The following is a 16,201-nucleotide window of genomic DNA, read 5'->3' as shown; positions in this document are numbered from 1 at the left end:
TTAACATCTTAAATTAACTAGTAACGGCCAGCCTGAAAGATAGCTGTCCCATTCATTAGCATTGGAGTTACAGCTTATTAACAGCCGCTTAGTTTACTGCTGTTTTGGAGCTTATCCAGGTTAATTTTTTATAATTAGTATATTGATATACATTTCTCCACCAGTTTGCTCCGCCCCTACAGGCTGTAATGAGCCATTTGTGCTGCTTATCCAGCGTTACATCACAAAATCCAGCACATTTAGCGCGCGGATCATCTGGTGCTGTGAGCAATTCAAACCGCTTCGACACCGGATTATACAAATAAATGGTAAAAGTCCGGTAAACACCCATTCCAGCATCGGGTATCGAAAATGCCACATCATCGTAACCGTCAAAATTATAATCTGCTATGGTGCCTTTGCGTTGGGGTTCGGGACTGTCGAAACCGGTTAAAAGGGCTGTCTTTATCATTTTGTCTGGGTATCTGAACGTTAATTTGTCATCCATACCTGCTGAAAAAGATATGATTACCCCATGTAACAGGTAGCTTGCCTTTTCAGAGTTATCTTCCAGGCCTTTCTCCTGCTCCAGCTTAAACAACTTTTGATCTTTAAGTCTCAAATACGATGCCCCTGATATCAAATTGGCTTGCTGGCTCAATTTATACGTCCCCGTCACCTTCCCTTCCACTACTTCATCCCAAACGTAAGTAACTTTTAAGGCTGATGTTTTACCCTGTTCGGTTCGGCTTTTTAATCGAAGGGCAATAAACCCCTGCTGCCCGTTATACTTTACATAAGCTCCCTTTCCTCCTGTACCATAATAGATATGCATCTGAAAGGTTTTGGCTGCTGAAATTGATTTGAGCCCAAACGGCTGTGCCTGAACACCGAAGCTTATCATGGCCAAAATGATTATTAGTTTTAAATTTCTCATCACGTCAGCTTTAATATTTATATTAAAAGATTAAAAAAGTTGACCACAACTAATGATTAAAAAATATGGTCATCGAGACCGCTATTTCACACGCTTATCGCTAATTGCGGCTACCCATTCCTCTTGGTTACAACGACTGCAAGCCTGTTGGTGCGCTAGTTGTAAAACTTCTGCACAGTGTGTACAGGCATAAAGTCCGGGTTCAGCTATCGCTTTAGATTTCTTATTGTATAGCTTTGGGTAAATGGGCAAACCTGGTTTTACGCCTTCATCTTCGAAAAGAAGAAAACTGACCTGACCATTTGTTTCAAGCAACGCCGTCCTCACCTGGCCTACATGTTCAATGCCCTGTACCCCGCATTTCAGCAAAAAATTCATCTTGTGCAAAATTCGCATCCCCTTCCTCATTCATCGTAAACTTGCCATTCTCAATAATATACATCGGTATACCTTCCAGTATATTTTCCACTTTCTGATATTTGGCCGCAAAAAAGGTAATAACCCTGTAAACCAGTAAAATCACCAGAAAAACCAGTACTGATGGAATGATGGCTGATTCGCCACTCAACATCGGGTCGCCGGCAGCGCTACCCAATGCGATAATGATTGCCACCTCGAAAATACTGAGCTGACGCACGCCTTTTTTGCCGGTAGATCTTAGGAAGATCAGTACCAGGGCAAACATAATTACAGTACGCATGCCAATCTCTACCGCAATGGTGAGGTCGAGATCTTTCAGAAATATGTTTTTCCAGTTAAAGGATTCCACAGTCGTCAATTAAATAATCACTTAAAACTTTTTTAATTAAAATGGCAACCAGCTAAATCGTTATGGATACAAACGTACTTGTGCCGTAAGGTCAGCTAGAGAATGAACCGCGCAAAGCATATTTATCCTCTTGGTTCCAAAATCAACTTCAGTTCCTTATCCAACCAGATAATTAAATGTGGCAAAACAGTTGCCCTTTCGAGTGCGGACCGTGCCCTTAAAACAGTAAGGATAGTTACTGGTAGATTTCCAAAATTTCTTTGCTGCCTGGGCAAAAAGTAATAAATCAGTCCCATCATGAACAATAAATGTGATGTTGTGCTCATCTTTATCGGATGTGGGGATGCTTTCCAAAAAATGATTTTGATAATATTGGTTGCTTTGTGCTAATTCTTGATTTGAGTAAGGGATAGGAGATGTAATGGCCATTAAGCTAAAATTGTGAATAACTGCATTGTTATTCTTTCTTCTACACTTAACATTAAATGGCAGGAAAGGTTTATAGATTTCAAAAGCTTTTTAATTTGGTAAATTATTTATTCGATCCTTTTATTTGAAAAAAATTTAGCTTTACCGGAAAACCGCTTGATCAATTTTTGTGTAAATGGTGATCTAGAGTATAAGAGTCCTACAGCAGGTGAAATCCTGAGAGCGTTAATTTAGCTTGAGGGGATAATTATGGATATAATTAATTCCCTTTTTTTAAACTAATAATTGGTTAAATCACCTTTAATCAGTTCATGGATAGCATGATTAACTGTACAGAAATAAATTGATTTATTGGCAGTTGCAGGTTCGATACGGTATATCATCGCTAATATCTCCTTATTGGGTGCCATGGTCTACTCATGCTACTCCAACCCACTAGGCCAAAACAAGAACGAATTTGCCTCAAACACCCGTTAACTAAAAAATGCAAGCTTACATCATCATATACTACGCCACAACCTTTTCAAACAATACCCCTTTCTTTGCAATGCCAGGCCAGCAAAAAAGTTGACGAAATATTTAATTTCTCTCTTAGGTCTTTAAGTTTTTTCTCGATATGGCTCAGACTAGAGGAAGACATCTCCTTTTTTTTGAAATAGGCTGCTATCGATTTTTGCTTTACCCCTTCGGTAATGAGTGTTAAAATAAGTTTTTCCTCCCCTGTCAGTTCAGCTAAAATTTCATCACCCGGAAAGCGACGAAGATTGACTGAACAATATTTCTGACCATCGTTAACTGCTTTAATCGCTGTTTTAAAAGCGTTAGCTGCGCCAAAAGATTTATGCACGTAAGCATCAATCAGGTAATCTTTAAAAAGCCGGTCAGCAATATTTTTACGGTCAGCAGCAGAAAAAACCATTATTTTGATTGCCGGATGTATTTTCCTAACGGCCAGGATCAATTCCCATCCGGAAGAAATTTCCCTCTCTTCTGGATCTCCTTTAAAAGATAGATCAGCGATAAGCAAATTATAGGGATTAGCTTCGCTGATGGCCTTTTTTACCCGGCTATAGGCCTGATCGCAGTTCACTACATAATCGCGGTTATCTTGTATAACGCCCAAGTCTTCCAGCGCTATTCTCAGTGCAATATTCATAAAATCTTCGTCTTCTGCGATCAGTACTTTTTTAAACATATATCACTATCATAAATTATTTAAGCCTATTGAGGTTCCAAGCCCAAAATTAAAAAGAAGTAACCGACATCAGTTACGGTTTCCCTTTCAAATATTTTGTGTCAAAAGATGAGTCGATAGTCACCAAATAAAATCTAAAATCATGGTCGGGATCAAAAAAAATTGCATTAACTAGAAATAAAATTTACTGCTTCAAGTAACCGACGATTTTTTCGTTTGGAAAGTCATAGGATAATTCTGCGAGCTAAATTTAGTGACAGAAACGAATGCGGTCAGTTTCCCTGGAATTTTTCTAGACCTGCCGTAAATCGCAGAATAAATATTTGCGGTTTCCTCGGACGGGAAATAGTTTTCTTTTAGCTGGATAAAGGCATAACCATTGGCTACAGAATTAAGCAAATATGATGCAACACGGTTATAATGACGATTTTAAAGAGCTTACATTGAAAATGGTGATAAAGTTTATCAATTTTATTTAAGAGGATTTGATTTGGCAAACAATGCTTCTAACCTGTTTGTTCGAATGCTATTATTTAAGCCAATACCGTCTTAAATCAGTTTAAAATCAAATGAAACATTTGAATGATTTCAATAGTCATATTTTTTTAATCAAAGGGTAAAAAATGAACAATCCATTAATTTTAACGCTAAAGATGGATGAAAAAAGCCAGTCTTTTTTTAACAGCAAACGAAAGGTACATTTCCCTCCTGAAAGGAATTTTCTTGAAGCGCATTTAATGGTATTTCACCACTTGCCCTTCAATGAAGAAACGATATCCTTTCTTAAAGCTTTTAGATTTCCCGGTTTTGTGGCTGAAGTAACCAGGCTGATGAAATTGGGACATGGCGTGGCCTATCGTGTGGAATGTACTGAAATGGTGCAGTTACATCAATTATTATTCAAACATTTTTTTCCGGTGCTACAAGCACAGGACAGGCAAGGTTACCGGCCACATGTTACCATCCAGAATAAAGTAAGGCCCGAAACAGCCAGCCAATTGTACAGCGAGCTGAACAGCAATTTTGTAACGTTCAACGTGGGCATTAGTGCCATCCAGGTTTTCTCTTATCTAGGGGGGCCTTGGCGTCATGAATTTGATGTGGACCTGATATAATTAAACTTTTTTGATGGCTACCAAAAATTTCATTACATTATTCCATGTTAACCAAACCAGTTGTTTATATGGATAGGGCAAATTTACCTTTCAGCAATCATCAATTTAAATTTCTCGCGTAGGATATCGGCAACCCTGCCCTGGGGATTCATCTCTTGCACCTTTGATGGTTTTACCTTGCGGTAAGTAATGGATACCCTACGCCCACGAAGCCGGACAGTCCCATCAATCAGGTCTTTTTTCCTCGGCGGTATGCCATGGTCCCATTTTTTACGGGCATCATCCTGCATGATATATAGCGAACGTCTTGGCAATTCAATATCTACCACTTCCCGGGTCTTCCCATTGGTGAAACGCATGATACAGCCGCTTGCCAAATTGATCCCGCAGATTTGGTTTTCATAATAATTCCTGTCTTTATGTGGCCTGATGCCTTCACCGGGCTGATATTCATTGATGATCACCTGATCGGGATCATGCTCCAGATTTTTTTCGGTAAATATTTTCCTCGCAACTTCGTTAATGATGTGCGGGATAGGCAGCGGGATACTAATAAGCTCGTATGGAGCCTCCAGCTCATTGCGGAAACCATAGTACTGCAACCGTCTGGAATAATCCACCATCCATGGCTGCGCATCAATTTCCTCAATTAATTGTTGTTCCAGTGCTTCGTTGATAAAATCAGGGTATATCAAAAATCCGGGTATTGGTGTCTCCATGCTTATAGAACAGTGAAAGCAACGCGGGAGTTTTTATTTATTAGAATGGTCTTTTCGGATCCATCTTAATCAAAAAATAAAACGTCTGACCATTTTTCGGCAGACGTTTTAATAATATTAATGATGCAAGAAAATGGGCGATCAGATTATAGTTTAGCCAGCATTTTTATAGACTACTTCAAAACTTCCGTACATGGCCATTTCTGCTGTGTGCGCTACTGAAAGTTTTAGCTTTAACTTTTCAATCACCTCATTGGCGTAAACAATACTTTTGTTTAAATCCTTAATCCCGCGCACCTCTATTCCCCTCGCCAAGCGTTTAAACTTAGAAGGTTCAAATTTTTCAATGAATTTTTCGATATCAGATGTTTGTGTCATTTTACTCATAGCTTAATGATTTTACCATAGCAAACCGAACTTATGAAGTTTTGTTTGCATGTTGCACGCCCTAAGATATTAACAATTCAACAACATAAAATCCATTTCATTCATAATCAGATTATTAATCATTAAAAATCGTTAATAAATCCTTAATATTGAAAACAAAAAATCAAGGCTGGTTGATCCGGTTCAATATGCAATGTTCCGGCGCATAGTATACGCTTTTAGTTGGGTGGGCCACTTTCCATTGTAAACGCAGGCCGGGCAAAAAAAACAGTTTAAAATTCCACTTGTCTTTTGCGGTACCAAAAAAACTATAAAATTTTCCAATTAGTTTCCCATGCTGGATGCTGCCAGCTTGGTTATAGATCACATCCGGTTCACAATCTGTTTTTCCTCCACTTTGGGCATGGCGCAGTACTCAATAGCTGCATAGATCGTGAATACACATCCCTCCAACCAAGGTGTCTTTACCTTTTATTAAAAGTACAGATAAACCCTATCGACGCAAAGGGATGACAGCAACAGACCCATTCGGTGCAGAATCTACCATTGCATCATATTGAGTATGATTCTTCATTTATTTAATTTTAAGAGTGGATGCTGATAGCTTGATTTTCTGAGCTCAACATACACCGAGTCATTGTGATCATCCCTGCCGCTCAAAATCAAAGTACGCGCATCAGGTTTTTGATAAGTTAGTCTCATTTTTTCACTTCTATGATGTTTGTTTTTATTCACCAGTTTAAGCACCTGTTTAACAGTATCAATTTCATAATAATAAAATACCCGACCTTGTATACCTGAAAATTCCCAATCAATCCGCAAATCTCTTGGGGCTTTAAATTCAGGCTGTAGTTTTCCATTGGCATCTAAGTGATACCTCCGCAAGTCCCCTCTCCAATCGAAACAGATTTTACCATTATACGGCTCGTTTAACCGCGGATAACTTCCTGCAGAAAATGGTGCAATCTGTTGTGGCTTGTTCACATATCTCACCCCCATTGATGACCATTTTTCGAAAATAACATCTTGCCACCTGTTGTTATCTAACGGATTGTAGGGCACTTCAATACCGTTACGTTTAAATTTTGCCACCTCATATATCCCCACTGCATTTACCAATCCCGGGGTATTAGGTATTTTATAAAAATCATTTTGTACTACAGCCCTCACTTCGTAATAGGCAAACAACAGGACTAATAAAAAATTAAAAATCACTTTTAAACCAGTTCTGGTCCAACGTTGCCAGGCTTTATTAAATTCGGGATAGTATTGCAACAATACAGCATCTTTTTCTTTAATAATGAGTTGGTAAATGGCAGGAATATCCTTACAAAGCAGGAAAAAAGCTAAAAGGGCCATCAAAGCGCTTGGAACTTGTTCTCCTATATCATAAGCATGGTTAGAGATGGCGATATTACCAAAGACAACGAAGGCCAATGCTGCTCCGATAGAGGTAGTTTTTCTGAACAGCAACAAAAATCCGGCAAAAAACTCGGCAAAGCCTAAGTAAATTTCATAAGTAGGGGCTATGCTTAACACTTCCCAATACAAACGCTTGGCAAAAAAGTTTATTAAATCAGTATTCCAAATGGCCTCAAATTGTGCAGGCATTTGCATTACAAATATCTTTTTGTAGCCCCAGCCTATACCTGCATAAGCTACCCTATAACGCGCAAATACCCTTACCCAATAATACAACTTATTATACGAAACGCTGCGGCGATCAAAATAGCCCCAAATCAATCCGCTAATGACGGCCAGAAACAAGACAAATGGCCAATTGATATAACTTGCGATGCCGAAAAAACCACTTTCCGAATAAACATTGATAAACTGCGGATTGAAAAAAGCTGCCATTTCAGTTAGCTGCCTGTAGTTTAGGTTTACCCAATCGAAATTGGACAGCATCACATAATATCCGTAATCTGTAGGTATACTCATCAAGGTGAAGAAAATAAACGCAATCCGGAAGGCAGACTTTTCGGTTTTAGTCCAGGGCTTTTGATTAGGGCTTTTTTCCCCAAGTGGGAAAGCCTTATTTTTTGATTTAAGAAAACTCATCTTATTCTGATTGTTAAGGTATCCAAATATTTCGTTGCCCGCGATCTTGAAATAAGAGATAAGTTTTAGGCTTTCGCTTCAATACCATTTCTATGGGTTGCCCATATTCATTATTGCCTTGTAGCCACAGTTCGTCCGCATGGGGTCTTTCATAACGGAGCGTTAGTGATTGCGCTTTATATGCCTTGTTCTTGTTCCTTAAGGTCAATACTTTGTTCAATGTATCTATCACATAATAATAGTGTCTGCGACCTCCGCCCGTACCTGCTGATTCATAGGTTCTGTCAATATCCTTGTATTGCTTTCCCCTACCTGCCTCGCCATGAATATTGAAAGTATTAAATACCGTAAAAGATAGCGTAGACCATTTCTCGAGGCTTACATCTTGCCATCTTAACGAATCTAAAGGCGAAAAAGGTATTTCCTTTCCGTTTACCTTAAAGTGCTCTACCTGATAGAGACCTCTGGCGTTAGTTAGACCTGGTGTTTGTGGTACCTTGTAAGAGTCGTAAAGGTAATTTTGCCAGTGCAGGTAAGCGCTAAGCAAAAAAAAGAAAAAGAATATAAAACTTTTGAAAGCAATCCTAAGCCATTTTTCCCATGGCTTTTTGAAAGGGTAATATACAATGTTAAGCCTGGTATTTTTCTCTCTTACAATCAGATTGCATACTGCAGGCAGGTAAGGCCATAATACAAAAATACCGCCTAATATATAAAATGAGGCAAGTAGATGAATACCACCATCGTAGGTGTGGTTTGCCAGCGCAATTACGCCTATCATGGCAATACTCAGCGCAGCACCAATCGCCCGTGTTTTCCTAAAGAACAGTGTAAGCATAATTACCAATTCAGCAAAACCAGCATATCGCTCAAAATTGTGGACAAAACTGAACTGAATCCAATATAGTTTCTGGGCAACGAAATCGCCAAATGGTGTATTTAATTGTGTTATAGCCAAATCGGGCATTTGCGACGGAAATATTTTCGAGAATGTAAGGCCTTGCAACCTTATGATCATCGAGTAGCTTACCAATACAGCTAAAAAGTAATAAAGCATATTGTAATTCGTAGACTTTTGTTCAAAGATTGTCCAGATCGCTGCCCCTACAATACCAATACCGAACGCTATAGCCCAATTGATGTAGCTCCATGCACCATATTCGCCAGACTCGGGATAGATGATGTATTTATATTCCTTTTTTTCGGGAGCACCTCCTACATCATTCCCTCCGGGCCTTTTTGTAGCCACTTCTACAATTTTAAAACTTGATCCACTTAGCGTACCCATATCCCTGATATGCAGATTTTTCCAGTCTGTGGTAAACCATTGCTGATAATATTTACCATCGGTTGGAATTATCATGACAATAAAAAAGACAAAAAACGTTCTGAAAACAATTTTTTGAAAACCAGTCCAAACCTCTGCTCTTAAATAGTTATCTTCTATTATAGCTCCCATATTCTTATAGCTTTATAGGTTTTCTCCTACCTTCGAAAAGAAGATATTTTTTATTGATCCTGTTTAGTTCAGCATAGATAGAATCTCTGTGTTCATTTATACCGCTCAGTACAATTGTGCTATCATTAAGCCATTGATAGCTGAGGTCGAAGTGTTCTGTCTTGTGGTGCGGGTTTTTGTTTACGAGCTGTATCGTCGTGGACAGCGTATCAGCCTGATAAGCAAAATACCTTCGTCCCCCTACTCCAGCAGATTCAAAGTTCCTATCTGCATCCAGGTCTGTAAACTGATCTCCAAATCCTTCATCAATTACGATAGGCTTAGCCGTTTTAATACTCAATGTTGCCCATTTTTCGAACACTACATTTTGCCACCTGTTTAAGTCGGTTGTAGAATAAGGTAACTCTACGTTGTTAAATTTAAACACCTTAACGTTAAAATAGCCATAGCTGCCTTTTAAGCCTGCGGTTTTAGGATATTTGTATGGGGCAGTGTTAAAATTATGGTAAGTAGCATAAGATAATGTCAAAACAAAAACTAAAATAATTGGCCTGACAATAGTTCTAAACAATTTTTCCCTTTTACCGAACCGGGGATGGTAAGTATTAGCCACCGTATATTTCTGGGTAACCAACAGCCTGTACAGACGAGGACCGTCATAAATGAATAGTGCAACCGCAAAAAATGCCAATTGCAAGCTGAATACCGTATACCCCATCTGATAGGCTGTGTTGGAAGCGAAAACATTGCCATAATAACCTGCCAGAATACCAGCACCGAACACAACTGTTTTACGATAAAGCAATAACAGTCCGGCAATTAGCTCCACTGAACCTAAAAACGCTTCAAAAGGCGGTGCTATGGCCGTGGTATGAAAGTAAATTTTCCACGGTAAAAAATCACCATAATTGGTATGCAGGTTACTTAAGCTGGGATAAGGCATTTGCAAAGGAAACACCTTAATCAGCCCATAAGCTATGGCTGCCAGTGCCAAACGATAACGTACAATCACCCTCAGCCAATAATAAAGCTTATCGAAATCCTGAGGCTGTTTGCGACAGATTTTATCCCACAAAAAACTCCCTAATACCGCAACCGCTACAAAAAGCGCCCCATTTAGATAGATATTGTGTCCATAAGAATTTGGGGGGTAACTGGCGATTTTGAACAAGGCATAGAAACCTTTTTCTCCGGCACTGCCTTTTAACAGATCGACATAAAACTTGTAATCCAAGGGGATATACAGCAAAAGGATGAAGATAAAAAAAAAGCGTAATGTAAATTTGTTTGTCCTGTTCCAAGAAACAAACACATGATTAAAAAAACTCATTGTTCTCATTTTAAAGTTAATAACCAGGGTTTTGCTCCAAATTTTTATCAAGCTGAATTTGTGTCACAGGAATAGGAAATATATATTCATAATCAGCCACTTTCGTATTCGGATCTAACGCTTCCAATACCGCCTTCGCCCTACCCGTTCTTGCCAAATCAAACCAACGATGTGGTTCGAAAGCGAACTCAAACCTTCTCTCCTCTTCTATCGCTAATAAAATACTTGTTTTATCGACAGCTGCAGACGGCAACAAACCTGCCCTATCCCTCACTTTATTGAGATCGAACAAAGAACCGGTGGTAGCTGAAAGGTTATTTTGCTGTGCTCTTGCCTCAGCCCTGATAAGATACATTTCGGAAATCCGGAAGATATATGCCGGATCGGTAGCGTCTCGCCTGTAATACAGATTACCGAACCAGTTGGTAATGCCGCTCTGGGTAACACTTCCTATCAAAGCCTTTCGGCCGCCCCCAATGTTCGGATCGTTTAACAACTGTACAAACCTGTCATTTGGCGCATAGCGATACTGACCTCCGTTGGTAGAGTGTGCCATTTGAATGCGGGTTGAATTTGGATTGTTTACGCTGAACTGTAGTTCGAAGACAGACTCCTGGCTTGCTTTTACATTATCGGCAAACCAGGCGCTAAATGGCTTTACGAGGGTATAATCTGCAGATTTGTCAATAAGTTTTGTAGCATAGCTTTCGGCCAGCGCCCATTCTTTTTTGTATAAATGCAACCTGGCTCTTAGTGCCCAAACCGTTCTTTTGGTGGCCCTAATTCTATTTACCGCGTCTGGCAGCAAGGGTTCAGCATCTTCCAAATCCTTTAGCACCTGAGCATAGGTTTGCGCTAAAGTACTTCGTTTCACCTGCGGGGTGCTTTGCAGCGAAGTAGTCGGTTCCAAAATAATCTGCACGCCACCCCAAGCCCGTGCCAAATCAAAATAAGCAAGTGCCCTTAAAAATTTTGCTTCTCCTATGTACTGATTTTTTAAGGCGGCAGTAAGTAAGGGATCATTAACTGTTGGCACTTTGGCAATAACGTGGTTAGCGCGATTGATTGCGCCATAAATTGCTACCCAAGTGGCATTAAAGAGCACATCATCTGACCGGAAATTGACGTTAACAAAGTTTGCAGATCCGCCTGTAGTCAGGTTTTTGATATCGCCGCTGGGGAAATATCCGAAAGTAACATAATTTTCACCATAGTAACCGATATTGCCAAATTGGCGATAAACTGCCCTGAGAGCGGTTTCTGCCGATACCTTGTCTATAATAGTGGTTTCATCTGAAACGGCATTCACAGGTTCGGTGGTTAAAAATTTCTCGCAACCGGTAAGAGCAATTAAGCTGGCGGAAAAAAGTATATATCTTAATATTTTCATCTTTTTAGTTTTAAGGAAAGTTACAGGGAAACATTCAGGCCAAACTGGATCGTTCGAGGTTGTGGAGGCGTGTCGTAGTCGTAGCCCTGGATATTTTGTGTACCTAAATTTGATTCTGGATCCGCCCCGGTATACCTGGTAAATAGCAAAAGGTTATTGCCGGTTACATACAATCTTACTTTATTAATTTTAGCACGTTGTGTAAGCGATTTTGGAAGTGTATAACCGAAGCTGAGCGTACGCAAGCGTAGGTAGGAAGCGTCCTCAAAAAAACGGCTGTTTTCCTGTCGTGAATAATTAGCGGCAGTAAGCCTGGGTGTTTCGGTAATTTGTCCGGGAATGGTCCATCTATCCAGCTGACTGGCTAAAAGTACCCTACCCGCATCAAGCGTTCCACCGGTTTCACCCAGCATGCGGTTATGGTTCCAGATGTAGTTACCGTATGAAAAAACAAAAAATGCCGACAAATCAAAGGCCTTATAGGTAAAGCTATTGGTAAGTCCTCCAAAAAATTTCGGCCAGGTACTTCCTATAATCTGCCTGTCTTCTGCAGTAATCTTACCATCGCCATTATAATCTTCAAAAATGGCATCACCTGTATCAGGGTTTACGCCAAGTTGTTTATATAACCAATATGCATACAAAGAATTGCCTTGTTGTAATCTGATCAGATCTCTTCCTGCAAATGGAATATCGGCGGGTATTTTTTCGATTGTATTTTTGTTTCCTGCAATATTAAAATCAGTTTTCCAGGTGAAAGATTGGTTGCGGATATTAATGGAGTTAATGGATACTTCATAACCGTTATTACTAATTTCGCCGTAGTTGGTCAGATATGAGGTAAAGCCGGTGATACCCGGCGTTGCCACTTGTAAAAGTGCATCGCTGGTATACTTGCGGTAATAATTAAGTTCGATACCCAACCGATCATTGAACAAGCCAATATCCAAACCTGAACTAAACTGGGCAGTGCTTTCCCATTTTAAATCGGGATTTGCAATTTGTAAAGGACCTGTACCTGGTAATTCTGATCCCCCGGCTACATCGGCATAACCAAAACCGCCAGTCCATAATCCCCTGGAGGCAAAATCGCTTACCCCACCCTGATTACCTGTAATGCCGTAACTCAGCCTTAGTTTTAAATTAGATATTTGTGGTATTTTCTTAATAAAATCCTCTTCACTTAAACGCCATGCTCCGCCTACAGCAGGAAAGTACCCCCATCGGTTATTGGCGCCAAACTTTGATGAACCATCGGCACGGATGATAAATTCTGCATAGTATTTCGAATTAAAATTGTAATCTACCCTAGAAAAAAAAGAAGCCAGTGTACTGTTATTCTTATACTGAGAGGCGGTTTGTGTGGCTGCCGAAGAAATTTGGGTGTACGAATTGTTAGGAAAATTAGTTCCCGTAGCTGAAACGTTTTTAATCTCTATTCCCTGCAATGTGTTTCCTACCAGCACGCCAAAACTGTGCTTGCCTATTTTGTCGTTATAGTTTAACGTTTGTTCATTTATGGCGGTAGATGATTGAGTTATACTTTGTGTACCACGACCACCGTTATTGCCGAGTATAGTCCTGGTGTCCCAGTACTCATTTTCTTCGTAATTGTTATAATCTACCCCAACTGTAGACCTAAAATTTAATTTAGAAGTTATTTTATAATCTAAATTCACATTACCTACGTAGTGATAACTATTTGACCATAGGTTTTGCGTACTGGTAAGTACCGCAATATTATCAAAATTCACCCATTTTAAAGGCGTACCCGCAGCATCAAAAATAGGCAGATAGGTAGGAATATTTAATGAAGCCTGTAATAGTGTACCGTTTGCTCCGTTGGCTGGCCTTGCCTGGTCACGATGAGTTTTACTGATACTATTGCTGGTACCGATACTGATCTTATCAGAAATTTTGTGATCTAAATTGATTTTCACAGCACCACGAGCTAAACCCATAGGACGCCATATAGCTTCCTGTCCGGTATATCCCGCTCCAAAATAAAACTTCGTTTTTTCACTGCCGCCTTGAAGTGAAACATCATAATTGCGAAGTTGAGCATGACGGAATAGATAACTCAAACGATCGTAAGTGGGCTGTTCAGAAGGTAAGCCCCTACCTGCTACTCCATTAATTACAATGTTCTTATCTCTGAATGGCTCCGCAGTGCCCATGTTTCTATTATATTCGTTAATCAGGATGGCATGTTCCTCTCCCGTTGTGGCTTTCCAGATTCTATCGCCGGGCGCCCAGGCTATGCCTTCAGATGCGTTGAAATCTATCCTGGTCTTCTGACCATAATTACCTCGTTTTGTGGTAACCAACACAACGCCATTAGCTCCTCTGGAACCATAAATAGCTACTGCAGAAGCGTCTTTCAAAATTTCTATACTTTCAATATCGGCCGGATTGATATCAGCTAAAGGAGAAATCCCCCTATCCTGAGCAATATTTTGCAGGCTTGAGTTATTCACAAAAACGCCATCAATGATATACAATGGATCATTGGAGGCGTTAATCGATGTTGCACCTCTAACCCTGATGAAAACATCTGCTCCAGGCACACCGGAATTGGCATTAATTTGAACGCCGGCGGCCTTACCTTGCAGTTGGACGTCGAAGCTGGCTGCGGGAATAGTTTTGCTATCTGAGGGATCTATTTTTGATACGGAGCCAATTAAATTTTTACGGCTTTGCGTACCATAACCTACCACTACCAGATCATTTAATTGATTTGACAACTCCCTGATTGCGATAGTTACAGGACTACCGTTAACTACAACGGTTTGCTTTTCGTAGCCGATGTAGGAAATTTCCAAAGTATAGGGAAATTTCTGCCCGGTAACGAAATCAAAATTTCCATCATTATCGGTTTGTACAGTATGAGTAGTTCCGGTGATATGGATACTGGCACCTGGAATACCGGTCTTGGTTGCGGCGTCGATTACCTTACCTGTTAAGGTAGAATTGATTAATGGCCTCGTTTGGGCTTTTAAGCGGGAGGAAAAGGTTAATGAGAGGAAAAATGCATAAATTAATACACACTTAGGCTTTCCAAAAGCAAAAACATTGGCAAAATGTTTTGATCTTTCAAAATTTTGCATAATTTTAAAAAGGTTTTAATTACGAAACAATTGATTAAAACTAGATGCTGACAAGTGATTGGCGTTGCGTGTCAGCGCATCGGAAGGACAGGTTCAAGCCTGTCTTTTTTTCAATAGCAACAACACATCCGGTTGAAGCTTACTAATATTTTGGTTTTTGAGAAAGCGCTACCTAATTGTAGAAATGCATCCATATTGCTGTATTTTAGTTTATTGACTGCGAAAGTATAAACAAAAAACACAAATAGCAACTAAATCTATAGATTTAGTAGATTAATTTTCGTACACACCGCTTAAGCTATTTATTAAGCCCGTTTAAAGCTCATCACATAACATCCTTTCCGGGGTATTCTTGAAACAATTTGTTGAGGTGTACCGGCGAATTTTTGATGTTTTAGAAAGCGTCAATAGTCACTAAATTTCAGCAAAACTGGGCCAGACAAATTTGATCGTCATAGCCTTTGGAGAATTAGCCGTGCAAACATGCAATTCTTTATAAAGCTGCATATCGAATTAATGGGGAGCTTGTCTATTTGGTTTTTTCATGATGAGGCGTTATCAGTTACTACAATTTAATCAATAAAATAAATTATATACCCCTATAAATTCTTCAAGCCCTACTAAAATATCAGATCGAAATTAAGCTAAACAAACAGCATAGCTGTAAGGGAAACCATATGGTTTAGCAGTTTTTTTGATATAGATAGATTGATTGAGGATAAGAAAAGTAAACCCTATTTCTGATATTAATTATTATAGGCGAATAATCTGTTTTTTTTACTGCTGAAAAACAAATGAACATCTAAAAGACTTAATTTTAATTGCTTCTATTTTAACCACTTATTTAAATTAGAAAAAGTACGTTCTAAATAGTTTAAAATATATTTTTACATATTAAATAGAACTTCTATATTTGCAGCTCATTAAAAAACGGGCCTCGGTAGCTCAGTTGGATAGAGCAACGGTTTTCTAAACCGTGGGTCAGGGGTTCGAATCCCTTCCGGGGTACAAAAAAAGCTTTCAGATCTGACCTGAAAGCTTTTTTCTTTTAGAAACCACTTCTAATTTAATAAACCTAAACCCAAAATCAAGCATCTTCCCCATTCCAAACATCATCATCGGCCTGCCTGATTCTTTTGTGACCCGAACTTACACTTTTTAATTCTTCGTGGTGATAGTTTCTTTCCGGATTTTCTGGTAAGGTATCGTCATGATCACTGGGCATTTTACGCAAGTGCTTATTTTCTTTAGCCTCTGGCAAATCATCGTGTACAACAGAGGGTTTTAAGATTTTTTTTGTGGGATTGTTGCTGTTTTCCATGCT

At 39.4% G+C, this 16,201-nt stretch carries 15 protein-coding genes and 1 tRNA gene; 2 read left to right on the top strand and 14 right to left on the bottom strand.

All coding sequences use genetic code 11. The features are described from left to right. Window positions 1–88: 88 nt before the first annotated feature. The 6 genes from PGN18_RS03535 to PGN18_RS03510 all read right to left on the bottom strand — a co-directional run bounded on the left by PGN18_RS03535 (window position 89) and on the right by PGN18_RS03510 (window position 3,309). Window positions 89–916, bottom strand: coding sequence for an XAC2610-related protein (locus PGN18_RS03535; RefSeq protein WP_335317978.1), 828 nt, complete (start codon window positions 914–916; stop codon window positions 89–91). Window positions 917–997: 81 nt separating this feature from the next. Next, window positions 998–1,294 (bottom strand): hypothetical protein, encoded by a 297-nt coding sequence (locus tag PGN18_RS03530; protein WP_335317977.1) that lies wholly within the window; start codon window positions 1,292–1,294, stop codon window positions 998–1,000. Further along, window positions 1,257–1,685, bottom strand: coding sequence for a hypothetical protein (locus PGN18_RS03525; RefSeq protein WP_335317976.1), 429 nt, complete (start codon window positions 1,683–1,685; stop codon window positions 1,257–1,259). The genes PGN18_RS03530 and PGN18_RS03525 overlap by 38 nt, the downstream gene beginning before the upstream one ends. 156 nt (window positions 1,686–1,841) lie before the next feature. Beyond that, complete coding sequence (locus PGN18_RS03520; RefSeq protein WP_335317975.1) at window positions 1,842–2,114, bottom strand: hypothetical protein; 273 nt, start codon at window positions 2,112–2,114, stop codon at window positions 1,842–1,844. 278 nt (window positions 2,115–2,392) lie between these two features. Then, entirely contained in the window at window positions 2,393–2,524 is a 132-nt protein-coding gene (locus PGN18_RS03515) for a hypothetical protein (protein ID WP_335317974.1), read from the bottom strand. 113 nt (window positions 2,525–2,637) lie between these two features. Next, the gene (locus PGN18_RS03510) at window positions 2,638–3,309 is read right to left on the bottom strand and encodes a response regulator (RefSeq protein ID WP_335317973.1); all 672 of its coding nucleotides are present in this window, start codon (window positions 3,307–3,309) and stop codon (window positions 2,638–2,640) included. Window positions 3,310–3,932: 623 nt separating this feature from the next. Between PGN18_RS03510 and PGN18_RS03505 the strand changes: the two genes are divergently transcribed. Next, window positions 3,933–4,424 carry a 2'-5' RNA ligase family protein gene (locus PGN18_RS03505; protein ID WP_335317972.1) on the top strand — a complete coding sequence of 164 codons (492 nt, stop codon included), beginning with the start codon at window positions 3,933–3,935 and terminating at the stop codon, window positions 4,422–4,424. Window positions 4,425–4,507: 83 nt separating this feature from the next. Here the strand turns inward: PGN18_RS03505 and PGN18_RS03500 are convergent, their stop codons facing one another. The 7 genes from PGN18_RS03500 to PGN18_RS03470 form a co-directional block, all read right to left on the bottom strand. Then, window positions 4,508–5,143 (bottom strand): alpha-ketoglutarate-dependent dioxygenase AlkB, encoded by a 636-nt coding sequence (locus tag PGN18_RS03500; RefSeq protein ID WP_335317971.1) that lies wholly within the window; start codon window positions 5,141–5,143, stop codon window positions 4,508–4,510. 153 nt (window positions 5,144–5,296) lie between these two features. Beyond that, a complete protein-coding gene (locus PGN18_RS03495) occupies window positions 5,297–5,530 on the bottom strand; it encodes a hypothetical protein (RefSeq protein ID WP_293741203.1) in 234 nt (77 codons plus the stop codon). A 570-nt stretch (window positions 5,531–6,100) separates the two neighbouring features. After that, complete coding sequence (locus PGN18_RS03490) at window positions 6,101–7,591, bottom strand: hypothetical protein (RefSeq protein WP_335317970.1); 1,491 nt, start codon at window positions 7,589–7,591, stop codon at window positions 6,101–6,103. Between the two features lie 13 nt (window positions 7,592–7,604). Then, window positions 7,605–9,050, bottom strand: coding sequence for a hypothetical protein (locus PGN18_RS03485; protein WP_335317969.1), 1,446 nt, complete (start codon window positions 9,048–9,050; stop codon window positions 7,605–7,607). A 4-nt stretch (window positions 9,051–9,054) separates the two neighbouring features. Next, a complete protein-coding gene (locus PGN18_RS03480) occupies window positions 9,055–10,380 on the bottom strand; it encodes a DoxX family protein (protein WP_335317968.1) in 1,326 nt (441 codons plus the stop codon). A gap of 16 nt (window positions 10,381–10,396) precedes the next feature. Next, on the bottom strand, window positions 10,397–11,770 hold the full coding sequence (locus PGN18_RS03475; protein ID WP_335317967.1) for a RagB/SusD family nutrient uptake outer membrane protein: 1,374 nt from the start codon (window positions 11,768–11,770) through the stop codon (window positions 10,397–10,399). Between the two features lie 20 nt (window positions 11,771–11,790). Beyond that, window positions 11,791–14,877, bottom strand: a complete 3,087-nt coding sequence (locus PGN18_RS03470) for a SusC/RagA family TonB-linked outer membrane protein (RefSeq protein ID WP_335317966.1) — start codon at window positions 14,875–14,877, stop codon at window positions 11,791–11,793. 934 nt (window positions 14,878–15,811) lie between these two features. Here PGN18_RS03470 and PGN18_RS03465 point away from each other — a divergent pair. Continuing rightward, window positions 15,812–15,885: transfer RNA gene (locus PGN18_RS03465), tRNA-Arg, on the top strand. A gap of 79 nt (window positions 15,886–15,964) precedes the next feature. Here the strand turns inward: PGN18_RS03465 and PGN18_RS03460 are convergent. Then, window positions 15,965–16,198, bottom strand: coding sequence for a hypothetical protein (locus PGN18_RS03460; protein WP_335317965.1), 234 nt, complete (start codon window positions 16,196–16,198; stop codon window positions 15,965–15,967). Window positions 16,199–16,201: the final 3 nt, after the last annotated feature.

It is taken from the genome of Pedobacter terrae, from assembly GCF_036946585.1.
In the GTDB taxonomy this organism is placed as follows: domain Bacteria; phylum Bacteroidota; class Bacteroidia; order Sphingobacteriales; family Sphingobacteriaceae; genus Pedobacter; species Pedobacter terrae_C.
Note: the sequence above shows the minus strand (reverse complement) of the source record. Positions and strands in the feature narration are given on the sequence as shown.

Bases quoted from the DNA above. Each gene is read 5' to 3' on its own strand.
- PGN18_RS03535 (WP_335317978.1), bottom strand. From the start codon at position 916: ATGAGAAATTTAAAACTAATAATCATTTTGGCCATGATAAGCTTCGGT.
- PGN18_RS03485 (WP_335317969.1), bottom strand. From the start codon at position 9,050: ATGGGAGCTATAATAGAAGATAACTATTTAAGAGCAGAGGTTTGGACT.
- PGN18_RS03480 (WP_335317968.1), bottom strand. From the start codon at position 10,380: ATGAGTTTTTTTAATCATGTGTTTGTTTCTTGGAACAGGACAAACAAA.
- PGN18_RS03475 (WP_335317967.1), bottom strand. From the start codon at position 11,770: ATGAAAATATTAAGATATATACTTTTTTCCGCCAGCTTAATTGCTCTT.
- PGN18_RS03460 (WP_335317965.1), bottom strand. From the start codon at position 16,198: ATGGAAAACAGCAACAATCCCACAAAAAAAATCTTAAAACCCTCTGTT.
- PGN18_RS03520 (WP_335317975.1), bottom strand. From the start codon at position 2,114: ATGGCCATTACATCTCCTATCCCTTACTCAAATCAAGAATTAGCACAA.
- PGN18_RS03515 (WP_335317974.1), bottom strand. From the start codon at position 2,524: ATGGCACCCAATAAGGAGATATTAGCGATGATATACCGTATCGAACCT.
- PGN18_RS03510 (WP_335317973.1), bottom strand. From the start codon at position 3,309: ATGTTTAAAAAAGTACTGATCGCAGAAGACGAAGATTTTATGAATATT.
- PGN18_RS03490 (WP_335317970.1), bottom strand. From the start codon at position 7,591: ATGAGTTTTCTTAAATCAAAAAATAAGGCTTTCCCACTTGGGGAAAAA.
- PGN18_RS03500 (WP_335317971.1), bottom strand. From the start codon at position 5,143: ATGGAGACACCAATACCCGGATTTTTGATATACCCTGATTTTATCAAC.
- PGN18_RS03470 (WP_335317966.1), bottom strand. From the start codon at position 14,877: ATGCAAAATTTTGAAAGATCAAAACATTTTGCCAATGTTTTTGCTTTT.
- PGN18_RS03530 (WP_335317977.1), bottom strand. From the start codon at position 1,294: ATGAATTTTTTGCTGAAATGCGGGGTACAGGGCATTGAACATGTAGGC.
- PGN18_RS03505 (WP_335317972.1), top strand. From the start codon at position 3,933: ATGAACAATCCATTAATTTTAACGCTAAAGATGGATGAAAAAAGCCAG.
- PGN18_RS03495 (WP_293741203.1), bottom strand. From the start codon at position 5,530: ATGAGTAAAATGACACAAACATCTGATATCGAAAAATTCATTGAAAAA.